Raw genomic sequence first — 21,622 nt, 5'->3', positions numbered from 1 at the left:
ATCGAGAGAGTGCACGATGCGGATTCTGCTGGTGGATGATTCGCGCGCGGTGTCTGCCGTGATGGCTGCCCGCCTTACCCTTCTTGGTCACGAGGTGACGCAGGCCGAGAATGGCGAGCAGGGGGTTGAGCGTTTTTGTTGCTGTCCGCCGGATCTGGTGTTGATGGACGTGGAAATGCCGGTGATGAACGGCTTCGTCGCGGCTGAGCGGATCCGTGCGCTGGAGGCCAAGCAGGACTGGGCGTGGACGCCGATCATCTTCCTCACTGCATCCGACACTCCAGAGAACCTGGTCACGGCCATCGAGGCCGGCGGTGACGATTTCATCGCCAAGACGGTGCCCGAGGCGGTGCTGCAAGCCAAGATGAAGGCGATGGCGCGTATCGCCGGTCTGCGCAAGCAGCTCTTCGAGGCCAACCACAAGCTGGAGGCCCTGGCCCACCAAGACGGCCTGACCGGCATTTACAACCGCCGCTACATGGACTTGCGTCTGGATCACCAGTGGGACGAGGCCCAGCTGTGCGGCGCACCTTTCGGCCTTCTGCTGATCGATGTAGACAACTTCAAGCGCTACAACGACCACTATGGCCACCAGGCCGGTGACGATTGCCTGCGGGCCATTGCCGCCGCCATGGCTGGTGTCGTCGAGCGCACCATCGCCAATGAGCTGAGCCGGGATGCCTTCGTTGCCCGCTACGGTGGGGAAGAATTTGCGGTGCTGCTGCCCCGTTGCGCCGAGACGGATTACCTGGATGTCGCCGAGCAACTGCTCGAGGCCGTGCGGCAACTGGAGATCCCCCATACGCTCAATGCCGATTGGGGCATCGTGACGCTGTCGGTGGGTGGTGCTTATGTGGAGCGGGCGGAAGGCCGCCTGGCTCTGCTGTTCCGTAATGCCGATGCCAATCTCTACCAGGCCAAGCGGGATGGGCGCAATCGCGCCGAGGTGTGTGCCGCCGCCGAAGCAGCCCTGACGACAGGAAGCTAGAGAGCCTGAGCGGAGCCCTCAGCCGACCAGGAAGGCCGGCACATCCACACGCACGGCCGGTCGGTTGAGGGCCACGCCGACGCAGGCCGCGAAGCGCCGCGCCCAGTCGCCTCCCTGGGCAAAGCGCGCCTCCCCGGCATACTTTGCGACGTTGAGGATCACATCGAGGATCAGCACCTTGCCCATCGGGTTGCTGGGTGTGCATTCCAGCGCCTCGAACTCTTCCTGCAGCCAGGCCCGTGCGGCGTCGCCGGTGAGCCCGCTTGTCTCGTCGGCGTGCACGGTGAATTCGTATTCCCGGTCGGCCCGCAACACGACGCTGACCTGATGCATGCTGCCTCCTGTGGTTCTTCTTTCTTGTATGCCTGCATTTTTCGGCGCCGGATCGTCGGAAGCAAGTAACCGATTGTTATCATTCGCCTTCGTTCCGAGCGCTGTCCCCCAATGACCGAATCCCCCTGGCGTGCCCTCGCCAACCGCCGCATGCTGATCTGCGTGCTGACCGGCTTCTCTTCCGGCTTGCCGCTGTACCTGCTGCTCAACCTGATCCCGGCCTGGCTGAAGACCGAGGGCCTGTCCCTGAAAGCCATCGGCGCCTTCGCGCTGATCCAGTTTCCCTACACCTGGAAGTTCGTCTGGTCGCCTTTCCTCGACCGCTACGCCTTGCCGCTGCTCGGCCGGCGGCGGGGCTGGATGGGGGCGACCCAAGTGCTGCTGCTGGCGGCCATCGCCTGGCTCGGCACGCTGTCGCCGACGGGCAACCTCGGCCTGGTGATCGGGCTGACGGCGCTGATCGCCTTCCTGTCGGCGACCCAGGACATCGTGCTCGATGCCTACCGGCGCGAACTGCTGCCGGAGATCGAGCTGGGCATCGGTAATGCGATCCACGTCAATGCGTACAAGCTGGCCGGCCTAGTACCGGGTTCCTTGTCGCTGGTGCTGGCGGATCACCTGCCGTGGGCCGAGGTCTTCCTGGTGACGGCGCTGTTCATGCTGCCGGGCCTGGCGATGACGCTGCTGGTGAAGGAGCCGGCGACGGCCAGCGGAGCGCCGCGCACGCTGCGCGACGCGGTGGTGGAGCCGTTCCGGGAGTTCTTCGGCCGCCATGGCGTGCGTTCCGCGCTGGTGGTGCTGGCCTTCATCTTCCTCTACAAGCTTGGCGATTCCCTGTGTACCGCGCTGGCGACGCCCTTCTACCTGGACATGGGCTTCTCGAAGACCGAGATCGGCCTGGTGGCGAAGAATGCCGGTCTTTGGCCGAGCGTGATCGGCGGCCTGCTGGGCGGGCTGTGGATGGTCAAGCTGGGCATCAATCGCGCGCTGTGGGTCTTTGGCTTCGTCCAGTGGCTGGCGATCTACGGCTTCGCGTGGCTGGCCTGGCTTGGTCCGGCGGAGGCCGATGCCAGCCGCCTGGGCGTGCTGGCGGTGGTCATCGGCCTGGAGGCGCTGGCGGTCGGGCTCGGTACGACGGCCTTCGTCGCCTACATGGCGCGCACCACTCATCCGGCCTATACGGCGACCCAGCTGGCCTTGTTCACCAGTCTGATGGCGGTGCCGCGGACCTTTATCAACGCGTCCGCCGGCTGGCTGGTGGAAAGCCTGGGCTGGTTCGATTTCTTCATGCTGTGTGGCGTGCTGGCGGTGCCCGGCATGCTGCTGTTGTTCAAGGTGGCGCCGTGGCGCGAAGCCCGCGTCGCGACCGCCTGATTCTTTTCGTTCCTGATATGACGCCTCTCGAATCCGCCGCCCGCACCCTGTGCGAGATCCTCGACCCGATGCGCTTTGCGGCGCCCGTGTCCCACGTTTATAACCCCCTCAGCTATGCATGGGCGCCCAACGCGCTGTACCTGCAGCGCTTCGGCCAGGGTCGCAAGAAGGTGGTCTTCGTCGGCATGAACCCCGGCCCCTTCGGCATGGTGCAGACCGGCGTGCCCTTCGGCGAGATCGCCGCGGTGCGCGACTGGATGGGCATCGAGGCGGAGGTCGTGAAGCCGGCCGAGGAAAACCCCAAGCGCCCCATCGAGGGTTTCGGCTGTCCCCGTTCGGAAGTCAGCGGGCGCCGGCTGTGGGGGCTGTTTGCCGAACGCTTCGGCAGCGCCGAGGCCTTCTTTGCTGAGCATTTCGTCGCCAATTACTGTCCGCTGGCCTTTTTCGACGGTGGCCGAAACGTGACGCCGGACAAGCTGCCGGCGGTCGAGCAGGGGCCTTTGCTGGCGGCCTGCGACGCGCATCTGCGCCAGGTGGTGGAAGCCCTTCAGCCGGAGTGGGTGATCGGCGTCGGCGCATGGGCCGAGCAGCGCGCCCGCGAGGCGCTGGCCGGCCTGCCGCTGCAGTTCGGCCGCGTGCTGCACCCCAGCCCAGCCAGCCCAGCGGCCAACCGGGGCTGGAGTGAAGCTGCGACGAAGCAGCTGGAGGTGCTGGGTGTCTGGTAAGACTTGGCCGCCGCAGCCCGGAGCGGCGTTGTGGTTTCCGACTGGAGTAGGGTGCTGACCGTGCCCACGCCTGCCTGGACGGCTTACCGCCGGCGGCCGCTGTTGCCGCCGAGGATGGAGCCCAGCACGCCGCGCACGATTTCCCGCCCGATCGTCGAGCCGACGGTGCGTGCCACGCTGCGGGCGGCGGTCTCCGCAAGGCCGGGGTGACGTCCGCCGCGTGGTCCGGTGCTGCCGAACAGGATCTCGCTGAGGCCGCCGAGCAGGCCGCCGCCACGGCTTTCTTCCTGCGCGGGTGCCGTTGAGCCACGCGTTGCGGTGCCGTCTGCTGCTGGGACGCCATTGCCAGAGGCTGCTGAGCCGGTGAGTTTCTCGAAGGCCGATTCCCGGTCCACCACCTGTTCGTAGTGCCCGTAGATCACCGAGCCCTCGATGGCGGCCTTGCGTTCGGTCGGCGTCAGCGGGCCGAGGCGCGATTCGGGGGCGACGATGAAGCCGCGCTCGACGATGGCTGGGCGGCCCTTCTCATCGAGGAAGGAGATCAGCGCCTCGCCGACACCCAGCTCCATGATGGCCGTCGCCGCGTCGAATTCCGGGTTGGCGCGCATGGTCTCGGCGGCGGTCTTGACGGCCTTCTGGTCCTTCGGCGTGAAGGCCCGCAGCGCATGCTGGACCCGGTTGCCGAGCTGGCCGAGGACGGATTCGGGCACATCAAGGGGGTTCTGGGTCACGAAGTAAACGCCGATGCCCTTCGAGCGGATCAGGCGCACCACCTGTTCGATCTTTTCCAGCAGGGCCTTGGGGGCCTCGTTGAAGAGCAGGTGGGCTTCGTCGAAGAAGAACACCAGCTTGGGTTTGTCCACGTCGCCGACTTCCGGCAGTTGCTCGAACAGCTCGGCGAGCAGCCACAGCAGGAAGGTGGAATACAGCTTGGGCGAGTTGTAGAGCTTGTCGGCGGCCAGCACGTTGATTACGCCGCGGCCGTCGGCGTCGGTCTGGATCAGGTCGGCGATGTCGAGCATCGGCTCACCAAAGAATTTGTCGCCGCCCTGGGTCTCGATCGTGAGGAGGCCGCGCTGGATGGCGCCGATCGAGGCCGCCGAGATGTTGCCGTACTGGGTGGTGAAGTCCTTGGCGTTATCGCCCACGTACTGAATGGTGGCGCGCAGGTCCTTCAGATCGATGATCAAGAGGCCCTGGTCGTCGGCGATCTTGAAGACCAGTTGCAGCACGCCGGTCTGCGTGTCGTTCAGATTGAGGAGGCGCGCCAGCAGCAGCGGGCCCATGTCCGAGATGGTGGCCCGTACCGGGTGGCCGGCTTCGCCGAATACGTCCCAGAACACCGCGGTATTGGCGCGCGGCGTGAATTCGTTGATGTCGATGGCGGTCAGGCGTTCCTTGAGCTTGGGGGAGTCGACGCCGGCGGCGCCGATGCCCGACAGGTCCCCCTTCACGTCGGCCATGAAGACCGGCACGCCGATGCGGGCGAAGGACTCGGCCATCTTCTGCAGCGTGACCGTCTTGCCGGTGCCGGTGGCGCCGGTGATCAGGCCGTGGCGGTTGGCGAGCTGGGGCAACAGGTTGATTTCCTTGTCCTTTGTCTTGGCGATGAGCAGCGGCTCGGTCATGGGGGGGCTCCAGGCAAACGGGTGAAGCCGTGAGGGTAGCGGGATTGATCGCTGCCGGCCAGCCGGGCGCAATCGCCGGATGTTCATTTTTTTGTCATTGTGCTTCGCAGCATTGACGTCTACGTTAGATGGGTCCCATCTGTCATTGCGAGGATTTGCCCATGCATACTGTTTCCCTGTCGTCGTTGGCGGCGCTGCGTCTGGCCGCCCTGCTGCTTGCTGTGCCCGCGGTTCAGGCCGCAGACCTGCCCGAATTGAACATCGATCTCAGGCAGACCACGGTCTCGGGAATCTCGTCCGGGGCTTTCATGGCGGTACAGATGGGCGTAGCCCATTCTGCTGCGGTGAAGGGCGTGGCGGCGACGGCCGGTGGCCCGTATTTCTGTGCGCTGCAGGATGCGTTGGGCGGAGCCGGCGTGAGCCGGGCGATCCGGCGCTGCATGCAGGGCGATCCGGACTACGGTGTGACGCCGATCTCCGCCGATACGCTGGCGCAAATGCAGGCATCGGCCCGCGCCTGGTCGGCTCGGGGCTTGATCGATCCGGTGGAAGGGTTGGCCGGGCAGACCGTGTGGCTGTTCCACGGCTACAACGACGGCATCGTCAAGAAGCCGGCCAATGACGCACTGCGCGACTGGTTCGGCGCTTTCACGCCAGCCAGCCAGGTCTTCTACAAGGACGATCTCAATGCGGGCCACGCGCAGATTTCCGCCGCCTGTGCCGACGCGACCAGCGGAAGCTGCAATACCTGCGCGCAGACCGGTGGCAAGTTCATCAACGCCTGTGCCGACAAGCCTGTGGAGAGCGGGCTCTACGATGCCGCCGGCGCGGCGCTGCAGCTCTTCTACGGTCCGCTGCAGCGGACGGTGACGGCCCAACTCGGCAGCAGCCTTGAGGCATTTGAGCAGACTCCGTATGCGCGGGATCGCCAGGGCGCACCGGTGATGCCGATCCGTTTGGCGATGGGGGACACCGGCTACGTCTATGTGCCGCAGGCCTGCAAGGCTGGCGAGCCCTGTCGCCTGCACATTGCTTTCCATGGCTGCATGCAGGACGCGGGGTCGATCGGCACGCAGTTCGCAGCGGGCGCCGGCTTCAACGAGTGGGCGGACAAGAATCGCATCGTCGTGCTGTATCCGCAGGCGCGTGCCACGATCGGTGCGCCGATCGCGCCGGTCAATCCGATGGGCTGTTGGGATTGGTGGGGATATAACGATTTCATGTACGACAGCAGCGCCGGTCGCTATGCCCAGAAAGGCGGTGCGCAGATCGCCGCAGTGTGGCGGATGGCCGAAAAGCTGGCCACCCGTGCGGTGCCGGTGGAGGCCGTCGCTTCCGTGGCCAGTGCGCCGGCGTTGCAGGTCGTGGATCGCAGTGCCAGTCAGGTGGCCCTGGTGTGGACGCCGGTGCAGGGCGCCACGGCCTACCGCGTGGCGCGTGCGGCGGCGGGGGCGGCCGAGGCCGAGGTGGTGACGCTCCCGGCATCCCGCACGAGCTTCGTGGATGGCGCCCTGAGCCCGGACAGCGCCTATCGCTACCGGATCAGTGCTGAGCTTGGTGGAGGCGAGATTGCCTCGTCCGGTGCCGTCGAGGCGCGTACCGGCACGCCAGCACCCGCCTGTGATCCGTACTTCTCGTTGGCCAAGAACACGGCGGTGACGAAGTCGAAGCGTCCGACCACGCAGACCTGCCCCTGATCGATAGCGTGCGCATGGGCAGCCGGTCTGCCCGTGCGCTATACTTTAAAGCTTTCGATTTATAGGTTTAGCGCATCATGGCGGGTCATTCCAAGTGGGCCAATATCCAGCATCGCAAGGGCCGGCAGGACGAAAAGCGCGGTCGCGTCTTCTCGCGGCTGGCGAAGGAAATCACCGTCGCGGCCCGCATGGGTGGGGGCGACGCCAGTTTTAACCCGCGCCTGCGTCTGGCGGTGGACAAGGCCAAGGCAGTGAACATGCCTGCCGACAACATCGATCGGGCGGTCAAGAAAGGTACCGGCGAGCTGGAGGGCGTCACCTATGAGGAAGCCCGCTACGAAGGCTATGGCATCGGCGGCGCGGCGGTGATGGTTGATTGCCTGACCGACAACAAGACCCGTACCGTGGCTGACGTGCGCCATGCCTTCAACAAGTACGGTGGCAACATGGGCACCGACGGCTGCGTGTCCTTCCAGTTCAAACACTGCGGCCAGCTGCTGTTCGCGCCGGGTACCTCGGAAGATGCGCTGATGGAAGCCGCGCTGGAAGCTGGTGCCGATGACGTGGCGACCAACGACGATGGCTCCATCGAGGTGCTGACCGATCCTTACCAGTTCGGTGAAGTGAAGGAGGCCCTCGAGAAGGCCGGGTTCACCGCCGAGTTTGGTGAAGTGACGATGAAGCCCCTCAACGAGACGGAACTGGCCGGTGACGACGCCTTGCGCATGCAGAAGCTGCTCGACGCGCTGGAGTCCCTCGACGATGTGCAGGCCGTGTATACCTCGGCGGTGATGGACGAAGAAGAGTAAGTCAGGCTTCTTCCGCTCGCGGCTGCTTTTCTTCACGGAGCGGCAGGCCGTAAAAAAACCGGCAGTGCCCTGAGGCGGTGCCGGTTTTTTTATGCCCCTTTACAGGGTGGGTGCTCAGCAGGCGGCCTTGCGGCGGCTCCGAATCAGTGCGACCGCGGACAGGCCTGCCAGCGCCAGCGTGCTGGGTTCGGGCACTTGGCTGGTCTGCCCTGTGGGGGCCGGGTCGCGCACCCACAGGCTGATGTGCGACAGGCCGGCTCCGCCGCCGCCACCGTTCTTCAGCGTATCACTCACGTCGTAGGTGCCGGACCAATTCATGACCGGATCCGTGATCTGCGGGGCGTTCATGCCAAACTCTGCCGGCGTGAAGTCATACACTGAGAAGGCATTCCCTGCCTTGAAAACCAGTGCGAACTGATCGAAGTAGTTACGGTCGAGCAGGCTGCTGGTGCGCTGGGCAACCGTGGCATCAGGCGTGAAGGACCAGGTTCCGGTGCCCTGTCCGGTGATGGTGGCCGTGAAGAAGGAACTCAGTACGATGGCGGAGCTGCCACCGACGGTGCTGGGAGTGAAGCCCCAGCTACCGTTCGTTTGCTCAAACTTGCCGAGCATGATCCAGCCGGGGTCGTTAACCTGGCCGTTCTTGTCCAGATCCTGCAGCGGGGATTGGGGGGTGATGAAGGCGCCACCCGGGAAAAGGGTTGCGCCGCTTTGATTTTGGATTCCGCCGTTGAGCAGGCCGTCGTCGGCGTAGCCGAGGTTGGTGGAGGGGTAGAAGCCGTCATTGCCGGAGAAGGCTCCTGCACAGGCGGCTGCGGCCATGTTGCCGTTGTAGATGGTGTTCAGCGTTGCGTTGCTGGTCGTGCCAGAATATTGGCTGACTTTCGTGATCTCGACGTCAGTCGTGCCGCAGGGCGCAACGGTGCTTGTGGGGGCTGCGCTGGCGTGTACGGATAGGGACAGCAATCCACCTGCGAGGAGAAGCTTGCTTGCTGCAGAGAAAGTCTTTTTCATGAGTTTGGAGGCCTCAAAGGGTCTTCACGTCAATTCGGCAGCACACGAGTTTTTCTGTGCGCACGGGGGTATGGCTGCTTTATAACTGAGGGCTATCACTGCGTCCGTGATGAAAGTCTGCCTTTTACCCGTTTTGAGGTGGAGGTAACACGTTGCGATAGATTTTTCACGCTTGGGCAGGCGCCAGCAGGCGTGGGCTGCCTTTGGCGCGGGTGTCCCGCGCTAGAATCCAGCCCTGTTCTTTCGTTCTTTTTACGACCCCATGGCTGCCTACATCACCGAAAAAGTCCTGTCCGTTCATCACTGGAACGACACCCTGTTTTCATTCACTACGACGCGTGACCGGGCGATCCGCTTCGAAAACGGTCAGTTTGTGATGATCGGCCTGGAGGTGGATGGTCGTCCGCTGACCCGTGCCTATTCGATTGCCAGCGCCAATTACGAGGAGACCCTTGAGTTCTTCAGCATCAAGGTGCCCAATGGTCCGCTGACTTCCCGCCTGCAGCACCTCAAGCCGGGGGATGATCTGCTGGTGTCACGAAAGCCCACCGGGACGCTGGTGCTGCATGACTTGCTGCCGGGCAAGCATTTGTACTTGTTTTCCACGGGTACCGGGTTGGCGCCGTTCATGAGTGTGATCCGCGATCTCGATGTGTATGACCGTTTCGAGAAGGTCATTCTGATTCATGGTGTACGCACCGTCAGTGAAGTCGCCTATGAGCACTACATCACCAACGAGTTGCCACATCACGAATTCCTAGGCGAGGCTGTGCGGGACAAGCTCATTTACTACCCGACCGTGACGAGGGAGCCTTTCCGCAATCAGGGCCGGCTGACCGATCTGATTGAAAGCGGCAAATTGTTCGAGGATATCGGCCTGCCGCCGCTGGATCCGGCGGTGGACCGGGTCATGATCTGCGGTAGCGCTGCGATGCTGAAGGATTCCCGCGATTTGCTCGACAAGCGGGGCTTCAAGATGTCGAGGCGGATCGGGGAACCCGGTGATTATGTGATTGAGCACGCCTTCGTGGAGAAGTGATGGCCGTACGCGCAGACGCGTTCAGTTGAAGCGCAAAACCAAAAGCCCCTGACGACACAACGGCAGGGGCTTTTTCATGATCTACCGCAGTGCTTGCGCAGCGGCGGATTCCAGGCTGTTCTGTGGTGCAGGCGCTCAGTAGCGGCGGGCCGGCGGCGGAGCCATGTTGCCGGTCTTGGGCGGCAGGTGGCGGAAGGTGATGCGGCCCTTGCTCAGATCGTAGGGGGACATCTCGAGGGTGACTTCGTCACCGGCGATGATGCGGATGTGGTTCTTCTTCAGTTTGCCGCCCGCGTAGGCGATCAGGTTGTGCTCATTGTCGAGGGTGACGCGATAACGCCCGTCGGGGAGAACTTCGGTAACCTTGCCGTGCATTTCGATAAGTTCTTCTTTGGCCATGTACATGCTCCATAGGGTGGCCGGGCGGCATCCCGGAATGGGGCGCGTCGGCCGTGGCCCGCCACCGCCTTGGCGGGCCAAGTTCTGCCAGGGCCTCGAAGGGCAGTGGCGATCGAATGTCGGCGCGGAGACTGGCGGGCCGGCGGATAGGGTGCCTGCGCGCAAGCGTCGCAGGCGAAGATGAAGAGTGCGTTGCAGTTAGTTTGCTCGATCAGCAAAGATGGAGCCGGATCGGCAAGAAACTAACTGAGCCTGAAGAGCTTGGGCCACCGCGCAGGCGAGTCAAGTCTTTGAAATTCTGGATGGTTGTCGAGCGACAAAGACGATCGACCCACGAATCTAGGGCCCCACTGGCTTGGGTAACGAGCAGGAAGGGCGACTCAGCGAATCTTCAAAATCCACTGCATGATAGTCCCGAGGGAAGGGGCATTGCAAGGTCTTTGTCCTGTTGTCAGAGATCGGGGAGAGGAATAAGTCATTGTTATATTTTGTTTTTCTGTTTTTATTCAGAGCTTGGATGCGCTGCTCGGGGGGATACAAAAAAGAAAACCCGAGAGGCGTTAGCCGCTCGGGTTGAAATCCACACCAATGGAGGAGGGGTGGAGGAGACGCTTAGAGCATAGGTCAAAATATTGTGCAATGCAACATTTTTCTATGGGGCGACCTTTGTGTCGTGGGTGCCGGATTTGCGGAGTTCGGCGTCTCGGAAATGCGGGGCCGATGAATTGCCGGGTTGTGATGAACGAAGGGGAAGGACAGGTGCTGCCAAATAGCGGAATCTGCTCCATTTGACAAAAAGCAAAAGGCCAATCCCGAAGGATTGACCTTTTGTCTGAATCTGGTGGGTTGTGAGTGGCTCGAACACTCGACCTACGGATTAAGAGTCCGCTGCTCTACCAACTGAGCTAACAACCCATTTTTCTTTGGAGCCGGTTTTTTACAGCCCCACCTTGCTGGTGGGTCGGGCGAGATTCGAACTCGCGACCAACGGATTAAAAGTCCGCTGCTCTACCGACTGAGCTACCGACCCCCGGAAGAGATGCGCATTATAGCGAAAAAATATCCGTTGTCAACTGTTTTTTGTCATTGCGAATCTCGGTCACTGGTTTGTTCTGCCGCGTGATGGGTGGGAGCGTGCGGGGCATGAGGGCCGGGCCTGCCATGCGCTGGCTCACCGGTAAGAGGTCGGATCGGGGAGGCCGGCAGCCTCGAACCCAGCCCGGCGCAGCCGGCAGGCGTCACATAAGCCGCAGGCGCGACCGTCATCATCAGCCTGATAGCAGGACACGGTGAGACCATAATCGACGCCCAGCGCGGTACCGCGCTGCACGATGTCAGCCTTGGAAAGGTCGATCAGTGGGGCATGGATGTGCAGCCGTTGGCCCTCTACACCGGCCTTGGTGGCCAAGTTGGCCATCTTTTCGAAGGCTTCGATGAATGCTGGCCGGCAATCCGGGTAGCCGGAGTAGTCGACGGCGTTCACGCCCACGTAGATGTCCTGCGCGCCGAGCACTTCCGCCCAGGCCATGGCGATCGACAGCATGATGGTGTTGCGGGCCGGCACGTAGGTGATCGGGATGCCGCCATCGACGCCATCGGTGGGCACCGCGAGAGCCGGGTCGGTGAGGGCGGAACCACCGAACTGGCCAAGGTCCACGTGGGCAACCCGGTGGGCGGCGGCACCCAGTGCTTTGGCGACGCGCTGGGCTGCGGCCAGCTCGGCGGCGTGGCGCTGGCCGTATTCGACCGACAGGGCGTAGGCGTCGAAGCCTTCGGAATTGGCGATGGCCAGACAGGTGGCTGAGTCGAGGCCGCCGGACAACAGTACGACGGCGCGAGGACGTGGAGTGTTCATGGAGTCTCCGGGCAGGTCGGAAAATGGTAACGCCGACCGGAGGTCGGCGGCGCAAAACCGTGATACTGGCAGCTCAGCGGCCGGGTTCGTTACCCCAGATGATCTTGTGCAGTTGCACCTGCATGCGCACCGGCAGGCGGTCGCGCAGGATCCAGGCGGCCAGATCGGCCGGTTTCAGCTGGCCTTGCACCGGCGCCAGGAGAACAGGGCAGCGCTCGGTCAGGTCATATTTGGCGATCTGCGCCTTGGCCCACTCGTAGTCTGCTTCGCTGGCCAGTACCAGCTTGAGCTCGTCGTGGAGGGTCAGCTGCGGGATGTTGCTGAGCAGGTTGCGTTCCGATTCGCCCGAGCCGGGGGCCTTGAGGTCAACGATGCGCGAAACGCGCCGGTCGACGCTGCTGATATCGAGCGCTCCACTGGTCTCCAGCGAAACCGAGTAGCCCGCGTTGCACAGGGCGCCGAGCAGATTCAGGCAGCCTTTCTGGGCCAGCGGCTCGCCGCCGGTCACGCAGACCGTCTTGCAGCCGTAGCTGGCGATTTCGGCGAGGACGTCGTCCAGCGTGCGGGTGGTGCCGCCGGTAAACGAGTATTCGGTATCGCACCAACTGCAGCGGAGCGGGCAGCCGGTGAGGCGGACAAAGACCGTCGGCAGTCCGCTCCGCGAGGTTTCCCCCTGCAGTGAATGGAAGATCTCGGTGATGCGCAGTGTGAGGGGGCGGCCGGATGAAGACATGGTGCTGAAGAAAGAAGGCCGTCCCGCGAATCGGCGGGACGGTGGGGGTTGCTTCTGGAGGGCTTACTTCTTGAGGCGCTGGCGGGCGATCTGCGCCGCCGAGCTGTTGGGGTACTTGGCGAGCAACCGTTCCAGGCTCTTTGTCGCACCCTTCGTGTCGTTGAGCGCATGCTGGGCATTGGCCAGACCGAGCAGGGCGTCGGGCGCGCGGGTGTCGTCAGGCCACTGGCTGGCGACCTTGGCATAGTGCTCGGCCGCACCGGCATTGTCCTTGGCCTGGTACTGGGCGCTGGCGGCCCAGAAATGGGCGTTTGGCTGGAAGCTGCTGTTCGGGTAGTTCTTGATGAAGGCGTTGAAGCCGGCAGCCGCGTCCTTATACTTGCCGCCACGAAGCAGGTTCAGCGCAGCTTCGTAATCGCGGGTTTCGTTGGCGGGATCTGCGGTTGCTGCGGGCTGTTGGGGCTGGGCTGGCTGGGATCCGTCGCTGGCGGCGCCCGGCGTGGTTTCGAGCTTGCGCAGGCGATTGTCGAGATCGACGTAGAAGTCCTTCTGGCGCTTATTGGCGTTGGCCAGATCATTGGTCAGCACTTCGTTCTCACCGCGCAGGCGGGCGATCTCGGTCTTCAGTTGCTCGATCTGATTTGCGAAATCGAGTTGGGCCCGGTTGTTCGCGTCTTCGAGTTTGGTGATGCGGGTGTTGAAGTCATCGCGCATCTTGTTGATGCGCGCCCGTGCTTCCTCGTCGTCGAACAGGCCGGCATGGGCGTGAGCGCTGAACAGCCCGATCAGCAGCAGCGGCAAGAGGCGGCGGACCATCAGAATTCACCCGAGTAGAGCATGTCGCCACGGCGGTTGGCGGCCCAGCAGGATTCGGTCGAGTCACCGCAGCTGGGCTTTTCCTCGCCGAGGCTGACCGATTCGAGCTGGGCTTCGGATACGCCAAGCAAGCTGAGTGCCTTCTTCACCGCATCGGCGCGCTTCTGGCCGAGGGCCAGGTTGTATTCGCGGCTGCCCCGTTCGTCGGTGTTGCCCTGGATCAGCATCTTCATCTTCGGGTTGGCGAGCAGGAACTTTGCGTGAGCCTCGATCAGCGCTTGGTACTCGCTCTTGATCACGTAGCTGTCGTAGTCGAACAGTACGCTGCGCTTGGACAGGATGCTCTTCGGATCCTTCAGTGCGGCGATGCCGGTGCCGCTGGCGCTGCCCGCGTCCACCGGCACGACGCGGTTGTTGTCGATGCCGGAAGTGGATGCGCCGCTGGAGCGCTCCTCGACGGCCGCTCCCGCCTGGTCGGCGTCGGTCTTGGGGGCAGACGAGCAGGCGGCCAGCAGGCCGACGGCGATCAGGGACAGCGTGAGGCTGGCGAACTTCATGGTGGGCTCCGTGGGCGGTCGGGCGGGTTGGGGATGGTCCGTTGGTCTTGTCAGTTGCGCGGCTGCGGACCCCAGGCGGGTTCGCGCACGTCGCCGGATTGTACCGACAGTCGTTGTTTCACACGACCGTCCGCAGACACCGCCGCAAGTACGCCGCGGCCACCGGTTTCAGTGGCGTAGAGGATCATGCGGCCATTGGGGGCGAAGCTCGGCGATTCGTCCTTGGATGTGTCAGTCAGGATCTGGGTCTGGCGGGACGCCAGGTCGAGCATGGTGATCTGGAAGCGGCCGCCATTGCGGGACACATAGACCAGACTCTTGCCGTCTGGCGACGGACGGGGGCTGACGTTGTAGCTGCCTTCGAAGGTCACGCGCTCCGCATTGCCGCCGCCGGCCGGGACTCGGTAAATCTGCGGGCTACCGCCGCGGTCGGAAGTGAAGTAGATCATGCCGTCGATGGACCAGGATGGTTCAGTGTCGATGCCTGCCGACGATGCCAGACGTTGCACGCCGGAGCCGTCGGCGTTCACGCTGTAAAGTTGGGACTGACCGTCCTTGGTCAGTACCACAGCCAGGCGACGGCCATCCGGTGCCCAGGCGGGGGCGGAGTTGGATCCCTTGAAGTTCGCGGCCACGTTGCGTTGGCCGGTGGCCAGGGAATGTACATAGACGACCGGCTTCTTGGCTTCAAAGGATACGTAGGCCAGACGGGTGCCGTCCGGCGACCAGGCCGGGGAGATGATCGGTTCTTTCGAGGCGAGGGCAGTCTGGGCGTTGCTGCCGTCGGCGTCGGCGATCTGCAGCTCGTAACGCGGGCCCACCTTCAACACGTAGGCAATGCGGGTGGAGAACACGCCGGGTTCGCCGGTCAGCTTCTCGTAGATGAAGTCGGCGATGCGGTGGCCGGTGGCCCGGTACTGGCTGGGGGCCATCGTCATGGCTTGGCCGCCGAGGCTGGCCTGCTTCTGGCTGTCGTGCAACTGCACCTGGACCTGGTAGCGGCCGCTGCCGCCTGGGCTGACGGTGCCCACGGCCACCGCGTCGGCGCCGCGGGAGCGGATGCGGGCGTAGTCCACCGGGGCGTTGGCGCCCATCGGGGACGGGCCGAGTTCGACCATCTTGAACAGGCCGCTGCGCTCGAGGTCGGCACGGACGACGTCGGTGACGGCGCGGGGCAGCGCATTTTCGCCTTCAAAGGCAGCAACGGCCACCGGCATGCGGTTCGCGCCGGCACCGGTGATCTCGATGGCCAGCTGCGCGTGGGCAACGGCGGAGGCCAGGGCCAGCGCGCAGCCCGGGACGGCGCTGCGCAGGACGGTCAGGATGCGTTCATTCATGGGCATGGCTCGTTTGTTTGTTAGTCGCGGAGCGGATAGAACTTCAGTTCCAGCGTACGGTTGAACAGGTCGGGCTTGTCCGGCTTTGGCAGCGGACTGGATTTCTGAATGGCCCGCTCGATGGCGCCGTCGAGTTGGGTGTTGCCGGTCGAGCGTTTCAGGCGTACTTCGATCACCGAGCCGTCGGGCAGCTGATCCACGGTGAAGATCGCGAACGGATCACCGCTGACGCCCGGCGGTAGCACGATGTTGCCCTTCACCTTGGCGCGGATCTTCTCGATGTAGGCCTCGATGGCCTTGCTGCGCGCCGCGCTGGCTTTGGCCCCTGCGACCCGCGCAAGTTCCTCCTGGAGCTGCTTGCTCTGGTTGGCGTTCTCGCTGTCGCGGGCCATCAGCTCGCGCATGCGGCGGTCTTCCAGTTCGCGGCTGTGGTCGGCCTCCGCCTTGGAGTTCTTGTCGGTCTTGGTGTTCTTGTCCACCGGCTTGGCCGTTTTGTCCGTCTTGGACGGTTCGGTCTTCGGCTTGGGTTCCGGCTCGGGCTTCTTGGGTTCGGGCTTTTTCGGTTCGGGCTCGGGTTTCTTCTTTGGCTCTGGCTTGGGTTCGGGTTTGGGTTTGGGCTCCGGTTTCGGCTCGAGCTTCTTCTTCGGTTCGGGTTTGGGTTTGGGTTCCGGCTTGGGCTCAGGCTTCGGTTCGGGCTTCGGAGTCGGCTTCTTGTGCTCCGGCGTCTTGATCGCGATGTCCGGCTGTTTGCGCGGAGGTGGCTCGTGGGCCGCCTCGGGCGCAGGTTTGACCACCGCTCGCGGTGGCGGAGTGGGGCGGGGCCGGGGCGCCTCTTCTTCCACTGGGGGAGGAGGCGGTGGTGGCGGGGCAGGCGATGCGGCAGCCGGCAGCGGCGCGCCGACCAGGTCCACCTCGACGGTTTCCGGCAGGCGGTTCTGCCAGCGGACCCCGTAGAACAGGAAAAGGCCGAGGGCGATATGGACCGCGGCGGCCAGCAGCAGCGACGCCCATTTGCCCCGTTCGTTGGCGGGTGGGGCAGGATTCATTGCTTGCCGACCTGGGTTTGCAGGCCGACCTTGCTGACACCGGCGTTACGCAGGTCGTTGAGGGTGTTCATCACCTGCTCGTACTTGACGCTCTTGTCTGCGGCGATGACCACCGGCTGGTCGGGTTTGGCGGATACGGCGGACTGCACCTCGGCAATCAGGTCCTGGCGGCTGAAGCTCTTCTCCGGTGCATTGCCGGAGGTGCGCAGGCTCAGTCCGCCATCAGGCTTGACCTGGACGATCATCGCGTCGGTGGGCGGTGCGGGGACCTTGTCCACGCTGGGCAGATTCACCGAGCCGGACTGGATCATCGGAGCGGTGACCATGAAGATAACGAGCAGCACCAGCATCACGTCGATGTAGGGTACGACGTTGATCTGGTTCATCAGGCGGCGTTGACGCATGGCGGCGGGGCTCCGGTCAGCGCAGCTGGCGCTGGAGGATGTTCAGGAACTCCTCGGTGAAGCTCTCGAAACGGATCGCGATGCGGTCGATGTCGTGGGCGAAACGGTTGTAGGCCACGACTGCGGGGATCGCCGCGAAGAGGCCGATGGCCGTGGCGACGAGGGCCTCAGCGATGCCCGGCGCCACGTGGGCCAGGGTGGCGGAGCCGACGTTGGAGAGGCCGCGAAAGGCGTTCATGATCCCCCATACGGTGCCGAACAGGCCGACGTAGGGTGACACCGAGCCGACAGAGGCGAGGAAGGCCAGATGGGCTTCGAGGTCGTCCACCTCGCGCTGGTAGGTGGCGCGCATGGCGCGGCGGGCGCCGTCCATGATCGCTCCGTGGTCGAGATTCTTGCCGCGCAGCTTGGCGAATTCGCGGTACCCGGCTTCGAAGATGCGCTCCATGCCGGCCGCTTCGTGGCGGCTGGTAGCTGCGCTCTGGTACAGCGCGTTGAGGTCGCCACCGCTCCAGAAGTCGCGTTCGAAGACGTCGGTCTTCTTCTTGGCGTCACGGATCTGGAACCACTTGCGGAAGATCCAGTACCAGGACATGAAGGAAACGGTGCCGAGGATTGCCATCACGAGCTTGACGAGCAGGCTGGCATTGGCGATCAGGGACAGGATGGAAAGGTCTTCAGTGACGTTCATCGGTTTCAACCAGAGTGGCGAACAGGGCGCGTACGGCGAGGGGAATCGGGGTGGGGCGTTTGGTGCTGGCTCGGATGCAGGCGATCGTGATGTTTGCCGCGAAAATCGTCGTGCCTTCGCGGCGGATCTGCTGGGCGAAGTTCAAACTTGCATGGCCGAGCTTGCTGATCGTGGTGACGACGTCGAGCAGATCGTCGAGCGTCGCGGCGCGCAGGTAGTCGGCCTGTACGGTGCGTACCACAAATAGGATATCCTGCTCGGCGGACAGACGGTTTTGCTCGAAGCCCAACGCTCGCAACACTTCGGTGCGGGCACGCTCGCAGAACTTGAGGTAATTGGCGTAATAGACGACGCCGCCGGCGTCAGTGTCTTCATAGTACACCCGGACCGGCAGCGAAAAGAGCCTCTTGCCCTCAACCGGAGCGGGGGGGGTCGATGCATGCATCGCAGCATTTTACCTTAGGGAATGGCCGCCACGCAGCGACTGTGGCGAATCAGTGTTTCAGAATGTAGGCGGAGACTTGCCGACGATCGGCAGGGCGCCGTTGTAATTGCAGTGATCCTGTGCATAGAATCGCGCTCTTGATAGAAACTGGTGCGTTTCGTGCATTGGTTAATGCGCAGAGTTTCTGCGCGTGATGGGCGGATCGTGGCAAATGGGCCGCGTATCTTGCGAGAGTCGCGAAAAGGGCCCACATTCGGGATGGCCTTGGGCGCCCGGGTCCGACAGTCGATTCATGGGAGGAATGAGACATGGTTGCAACCACGACAAGCAATGAGAAGCTGCTTACCGAGGCCGAAATTCTGGCCATGCCGGAAGACGATTACATGAACCCGGCCCAGCTGGAGTTTTTCCGGGACCGTCTCACCAAGATGCGTGATGGACTTCTCGAGAACGCTGCCAGCACGGGTGCCAACCTACGTGAGAACGAACTGGTGGCCGATCCGGCCGACCGCGCGACGGTCGAGGAAGAGCATGCCCTCGAACTGCGTGTGCGTGATCGTGAACGCAAGCTGCTGAAGAAGATCGACGAGGCCCTCGGCCGTATCGCCGAAGGCGATTACGGCTGGTGCGAGGAAACCGGTGATCCGATCGGCATCGGCCGTCTGCTGGCCCGTCCGACGGCGACCCTGTCGATCGATGCGCAGGAGCGTCGCGAGCGGACCCAGAAGCTCTACGGGGAATAAGCCGCCCGGGGCCCCGCCGTCGGGTGGGGCCGAAGCTGATTCCATGAGCGCTCCGGCGAACCGCATTCCTGTCACCCTGCTCACCGGTTTCCTGGGGGCTGGCAAGACCACTTTGCTCAATCAGTTGCTGCGCCGCCCCGAACTGGCCGGTAGTGTGGTGCTGATGAACGAGTTCGGTGCGGAGCCGATCGATCATCTGCTCGTCGAGCGCTTGGACGAAAACCTCGTCCTGCTCGAGTCGGGCTGTATCTGCTGTTCCGTGCGCGGCGATCTGACCCGTGCGCTGCGGGATCTCTTCATGCGCCGGCTGCGTCGCCAGTTATCGGCGCTCGATCGCATCGTCATCGAGACCACCGGGTTGGCGGATCCCGCGCCGGTGATCTTCACCTTGATGCGGGATTTCTTCATCGCCGAGCGTTACCGCCTGGATGGTGTCGTCACCGTCGTGGATGCCCAGTTCGGGCTCGACCAGTTGGGGGGGCGACCGGAGGCGGTCAGACAGGTTACGCTGGCGGACCGCCTGGTGATCTCCAAGGGCGATCTGGTCGAGGCTTCGGCAATCGATGCGCTTGCGGCAAGGCTGGCCATGCTCAACCCGGGAGCGCGGCAGATCTGCGCGGTGTCCGGTGACCTCGACCCGGCTGTGCTCATCGATTGTGGCCTGCGGGATGGCGACACATCCCCCGCGGTGATCCACTGGCTGGCCGAAGAGGCGGTGCGCACCGCTGGCCGGAGTCCTTCCTACGCGTCCGCCCGCCCTCGTACCGCAGATCCGCTCCTCCATGATGAGGCCGTACGTGCCTTTGTCGTGAGTCTCGACTCGCCGGTGGCCTGGGGCGATTTCTCGGCAACCCTCGATGCACTGCAGACCCGCTACGGCCCGCAGCTGTTGCGTATCAAGGGTCTCGTCCATGTGCGCGGCGAGTCGGCGCCGCGGGTCGTGCAGGGGGTCCATCACCTGCGCTATCCCGAAGTGCCTTTGCCGGAATGGCCGGATGACGACCGCCGCACCCGCCTGGTCTTCATCGCGCGCGAATTCGACCAGGCCGTTGTCGAGGCGGCCTTCGAGCCTTTCCAGCTGCTTGGCAAGGCGGCTGCGTGATGCGCATCGGCGCTCGTCCCTCCGCCCTGTTCCGCAGCGTGCTGGCGCTGCTGCTGGTATGCGCGCAGGTTTTTGCGGCGGCTCACGCCGTAAGCCACGTCGGCGAACTGGCCGGTCTGGCCCACGACGAATCCACGGCCGCGTCGGCGCCTTTCGAGGGTGGCGTGCCCGCTGCCGAGCGCCACGAACGCTGCCTGTTGTGCCTGGCCGCCGCCGACCTGGCGTCGGCCCTGCCGTCCACGCCGCCCTCCCCGCCGCCGCAGGCGCAGCCGCAGGCCATTCCGGCGGACAGCCCGGTGGCCGGTCGGGTAGCGCGTCTGCCGCGTCCCCACAGCCGCGGTCCTCCCATCTCTCCTGCCTGATCCGTTTTCCGACATCTGGACCGGTGCGCCTGTAATGGTTGCGCCGGCCTGTACCTATACGGACTGATCCCAGGAGATCCGACCATGACTTTCGTACGTCCGGGCGTGCTGTGCGCCGCCCTGGCCGCGGCCTTTCCCGCCGCGGCATCTGCCGCCACCGACGCCGATCTGAAGCAGCTCCGCGAGCAACTACGCGAGCTGCGCCAATCCTATGAACAACGTATCCAGGCGCTCGAGCAGCGTCTGGCCGAAACCGAGAAGCAGGCCAGCCAGGCCGCCGCCAGCGCGGCAGAGGCGGGCACGACGGCCAGTGCCGCCGCCCGTTCCGTCGTGCAGGTGGAGAGCCGGGCCGCCGAAGCCCAGGCCGCGGTCGACAGCGTGGCCCGTCGCCCCGCCGAGGAAGGCGCTTTCAACCCGGCCGTCTCGTTGATTCTCGACAGCAAGTTCACGCGCCTGCAGCGCGATCCCGCCTCCTACCGCATCGATGGCTTCATGCCGTCCGGCGGTGAGGTCGGGCCACCCCGTAAGGGCTTCTCCCTCGGTGAGTCGGAACTGGCCTTCTCGGCCAATGTGGATCACCTGTTCCGCGGCAATGCACGCTTCTCGCTGGCTGAAGACGATGGGAAGGGCACCGTCGAGGTGGAGGAGGTCAATGTGGAGACCCTTGCCATGCCGGCCGGCCTCAAGCTGAAAGCCGGGCGTTTCTTGTCCGGTGTCGGCTACCTCAATCAGCAGCATCCCCATGAATGGGACTTCACCGATGCGCCGCTGGCCTACAAGGCCTTCTTCGGGCCACGTCTGCAGAACGACGGCCTGCAACTGCGCTGGGTCGCGCCGACCGAGCTGTTCATGGAGTTCGGTGCCGAAGTGGCGAGCGGCGAGCGTTTCCCTGGTGCCGAGCGCAAAGCCAACGGCGCCGGCCTGTGGACGGCCTTCGCCCATGTCGGCGGGGATATCGGTGAGTCGTCGGCGTGGCGCGTCGGCCTGTCCCACGTGCATAGCAATCCGCGCGAGCGCAGCTTCGAGGACGGCGGCGTCAACAACGCCTTCTCCGGGCGCAGCCAGACCTGGATCGCCGACTTCATCTACAAGTGGGCTCCCAACGGCAACAGCAGCGTGACCAACCTCAAGCTGCAGGGCGAATACTTCCAGCGCCGCGAAACGGGTGAGCTGACCTACGACACGGATGGGGCTGCAGCCCTGTCGGCGGCCCGCTTCCGTCCGTCCGGTGCTTATTTGCAGGCGGTCTACCAGTTCATGCCGCGATGGCGCGTCGGCGTACGCGGCGACTGGCTGCGCAGCGGCACGACGGATCTGGGCACGCTCAGCGTGGCGGATCTTCCGATCCTCGCTGGCTACGATCCGCGCCGCCAGTCGGCGATGGTGGATTGGTCTCCGTCGGAGTTCTCGCGTCTGCGCTTGCAGGTGGCACGCGACCAGTCGCGCAACGGGGAGACCGACAACCAAGTCTGGCTGCAGTACATCATGAGCCTCGGCGCCCACGGCGCCCACACGTTCTGAGGAG

General features: G+C 64.1%; 23 protein-coding genes and 2 tRNA genes. 10 read left to right on the top strand and 15 right to left on the bottom strand.

Going from position 1 to position 21,622, the window contains the following annotated elements; genetic code table 11:
• Positions 1-31 precede the first annotated feature (31 nt).
• Complete coding sequence (locus AC1PPK_RS01005; RefSeq protein WP_481115987.1) at positions 32-988, top strand: diguanylate cyclase domain-containing protein; 957 nt, start codon at positions 32-34, stop codon at positions 986-988.
• Between the two features lie 18 nt (positions 989-1,006).
• On the opposite strand, the gene AC1PPK_RS01000 is transcribed toward AC1PPK_RS01005, so the two are convergent.
• Positions 1,007-1,321: a hypothetical protein gene (locus tag AC1PPK_RS01000; protein WP_481115986.1), complete on the bottom strand. Its 315-nt coding sequence runs from the start codon at positions 1,319-1,321 to the stop codon at positions 1,007-1,009.
• 111 nt (positions 1,322-1,432) lie between these two features.
• Between AC1PPK_RS01000 and AC1PPK_RS00995 the strand changes: the two genes are divergently transcribed.
• Together AC1PPK_RS00995 and AC1PPK_RS00990 are read left to right on the top strand one after the other, a co-directional pair.
• The gene (locus AC1PPK_RS00995; RefSeq protein WP_481115985.1) at positions 1,433-2,695 is read left to right on the top strand and encodes an AmpG family muropeptide MFS transporter; all 1,263 of its coding nucleotides are present in this window, start codon (positions 1,433-1,435) and stop codon (positions 2,693-2,695) included.
• A 17-nt stretch (positions 2,696-2,712) separates the two neighbouring features.
• On the top strand, positions 2,713-3,420 hold the full coding sequence (locus tag AC1PPK_RS00990; RefSeq protein WP_481115984.1) for a uracil-DNA glycosylase family protein: 708 nt from the start codon (positions 2,713-2,715) through the stop codon (positions 3,418-3,420).
• 83 nt (positions 3,421-3,503) lie between these two features.
• Here the strand turns inward: AC1PPK_RS00990 and AC1PPK_RS00985 are convergent, their stop codons facing one another.
• Positions 3,504-5,048 (bottom strand): helicase HerA-like C-terminal domain-containing protein, encoded by a 1,545-nt coding sequence (locus AC1PPK_RS00985; RefSeq protein ID WP_481115983.1) that lies wholly within the window; start codon positions 5,046-5,048, stop codon positions 3,504-3,506.
• Positions 5,049-5,209: 161 nt separating this feature from the next.
• Between AC1PPK_RS00985 and AC1PPK_RS00980 the strand changes: the two genes are divergently transcribed.
• On the top strand, positions 5,210-6,745 hold the full coding sequence (locus tag AC1PPK_RS00980) for an extracellular catalytic domain type 2 short-chain-length polyhydroxyalkanoate depolymerase (RefSeq protein ID WP_481115982.1): 1,536 nt from the start codon (positions 5,210-5,212) through the stop codon (positions 6,743-6,745).
• Between the two features lie 77 nt (positions 6,746-6,822).
• Positions 6,823-7,554 carry a YebC/PmpR family DNA-binding transcriptional regulator gene (locus tag AC1PPK_RS00975; protein WP_481115981.1) on the top strand — a complete coding sequence of 244 codons (732 nt, stop codon included), beginning with the start codon at positions 6,823-6,825 and terminating at the stop codon, positions 7,552-7,554.
• A 114-nt stretch (positions 7,555-7,668) separates the two neighbouring features.
• On the opposite strand, the gene AC1PPK_RS00970 is transcribed toward AC1PPK_RS00975, so the two are convergent.
• Entirely contained in the window at positions 7,669-8,568 is a 900-nt protein-coding gene (locus AC1PPK_RS00970) for a PEP-CTERM sorting domain-containing protein (RefSeq protein ID WP_481115980.1), read from the bottom strand.
• Positions 8,569-8,830: 262 nt separating this feature from the next.
• On the opposite strand from AC1PPK_RS00970, the gene AC1PPK_RS00965 reads away from it, so the two are divergent.
• Positions 8,831-9,607, top strand: a complete 777-nt coding sequence (locus AC1PPK_RS00965) for a ferredoxin--NADP reductase (protein ID WP_481115979.1) — start codon at positions 8,831-8,833, stop codon at positions 9,605-9,607.
• 135 nt (positions 9,608-9,742) lie between these two features.
• On the opposite strand, the gene infA is transcribed toward AC1PPK_RS00965, so the two are convergent.
• The 12 genes from infA to ybgC form a co-directional block, all read right to left on the bottom strand.
• Positions 9,743-10,006, bottom strand: coding sequence for a translation initiation factor IF-1 (infA, locus tag AC1PPK_RS00960; protein ID WP_079435438.1), 264 nt, complete (start codon positions 10,004-10,006; stop codon positions 9,743-9,745).
• An 839-nt stretch (positions 10,007-10,845) separates the two neighbouring features.
• A tRNA-Lys gene (locus AC1PPK_RS00955) sits at positions 10,846-10,921 on the bottom strand.
• 39 nt (positions 10,922-10,960) lie between these two features.
• Positions 10,961-11,036 (bottom strand) — tRNA-Lys (locus AC1PPK_RS00950).
• A gap of 141 nt (positions 11,037-11,177) precedes the next feature.
• Positions 11,178-11,861: a 7-cyano-7-deazaguanine synthase QueC gene (queC, locus tag AC1PPK_RS00945; protein WP_481115978.1), complete on the bottom strand. Its 684-nt coding sequence runs from the start codon at positions 11,859-11,861 to the stop codon at positions 11,178-11,180.
• 73 nt (positions 11,862-11,934) lie between these two features.
• The gene (queE, locus tag AC1PPK_RS00940) at positions 11,935-12,594 is read right to left on the bottom strand and encodes a 7-carboxy-7-deazaguanine synthase QueE (protein ID WP_481115977.1); all 660 of its coding nucleotides are present in this window, start codon (positions 12,592-12,594) and stop codon (positions 11,935-11,937) included.
• Positions 12,595-12,657: 63 nt separating this feature from the next.
• Positions 12,658-13,410, bottom strand: coding sequence for a tol-pal system protein YbgF (gene ybgF, locus AC1PPK_RS00935; RefSeq protein ID WP_481115976.1), 753 nt, complete (start codon positions 13,408-13,410; stop codon positions 12,658-12,660).
• Positions 13,410-13,967 carry a peptidoglycan-associated lipoprotein Pal gene (gene pal, locus AC1PPK_RS00930; protein ID WP_481115975.1) on the bottom strand — a complete coding sequence of 186 codons (558 nt, stop codon included), beginning with the start codon at positions 13,965-13,967 and terminating at the stop codon, positions 13,410-13,412. The genes ybgF and pal overlap by 1 nt, the downstream gene beginning before the upstream one ends.
• Positions 13,968-14,017: 50 nt before the next feature.
• Positions 14,018-15,304 carry a Tol-Pal system beta propeller repeat protein TolB gene (gene tolB / locus AC1PPK_RS00925; RefSeq protein ID WP_481115974.1) on the bottom strand — a complete coding sequence of 429 codons (1,287 nt, stop codon included), beginning with the start codon at positions 15,302-15,304 and terminating at the stop codon, positions 14,018-14,020.
• A gap of 20 nt (positions 15,305-15,324) precedes the next feature.
• Complete coding sequence (gene tolA, locus AC1PPK_RS00920; RefSeq protein ID WP_481115973.1) at positions 15,325-16,350, bottom strand: cell envelope integrity protein TolA; 1,026 nt, start codon at positions 16,348-16,350, stop codon at positions 15,325-15,327.
• Positions 16,347-16,754, bottom strand: coding sequence for a protein TolR (gene tolR / locus AC1PPK_RS00915; RefSeq protein ID WP_481115972.1), 408 nt, complete (start codon positions 16,752-16,754; stop codon positions 16,347-16,349). Before tolR ends, tolA begins: the two co-directional genes overlap by 4 nt.
• Before the next feature lie 16 nt (positions 16,755-16,770).
• Positions 16,771-17,445 carry a protein TolQ gene (tolQ, locus tag AC1PPK_RS00910; protein WP_481115971.1) on the bottom strand — a complete coding sequence of 225 codons (675 nt, stop codon included), beginning with the start codon at positions 17,443-17,445 and terminating at the stop codon, positions 16,771-16,773.
• Complete coding sequence (ybgC, locus tag AC1PPK_RS00905) at positions 17,432-17,890, bottom strand: tol-pal system-associated acyl-CoA thioesterase (RefSeq protein ID WP_481115970.1); 459 nt, start codon at positions 17,888-17,890, stop codon at positions 17,432-17,434. The genes tolQ and ybgC overlap by 14 nt, the downstream gene beginning before the upstream one ends.
• 308 nt (positions 17,891-18,198) lie before the next feature.
• On the opposite strand from ybgC, the gene dksA reads away from it, so the two are divergent.
• From dksA to AC1PPK_RS00885, 4 genes are all read left to right on the top strand, one after another.
• Positions 18,199-18,633, top strand: coding sequence for an RNA polymerase-binding protein DksA (dksA, locus tag AC1PPK_RS00900; RefSeq protein WP_481115969.1), 435 nt, complete (start codon positions 18,199-18,201; stop codon positions 18,631-18,633).
• Positions 18,634-18,676: 43 nt separating this feature from the next.
• Entirely contained in the window at positions 18,677-19,735 is a 1,059-nt protein-coding gene (locus AC1PPK_RS00895) for a CobW family GTP-binding protein (RefSeq protein WP_481115968.1), read from the top strand.
• The gene (locus tag AC1PPK_RS00890) at positions 19,735-20,097 is read left to right on the top strand and encodes a hypothetical protein (RefSeq protein WP_481115967.1); all 363 of its coding nucleotides are present in this window, start codon (positions 19,735-19,737) and stop codon (positions 20,095-20,097) included. Before AC1PPK_RS00895 ends, AC1PPK_RS00890 begins: the two co-directional genes overlap by 1 nt.
• A gap of 84 nt (positions 20,098-20,181) precedes the next feature.
• Entirely contained in the window at positions 20,182-21,618 is a 1,437-nt protein-coding gene (locus tag AC1PPK_RS00885) for a hypothetical protein (protein WP_481115966.1), read from the top strand.
• Positions 21,619-21,622: the final 4 nt, after the last annotated feature.

The sequence above is a fragment of the Zoogloea sp. JDB1 genome, from assembly GCF_056724025.1.
The sequence above is the reverse complement of the archived record's forward strand: the minus strand, read 5'-3'. Positions and strand labels throughout refer to the sequence as shown.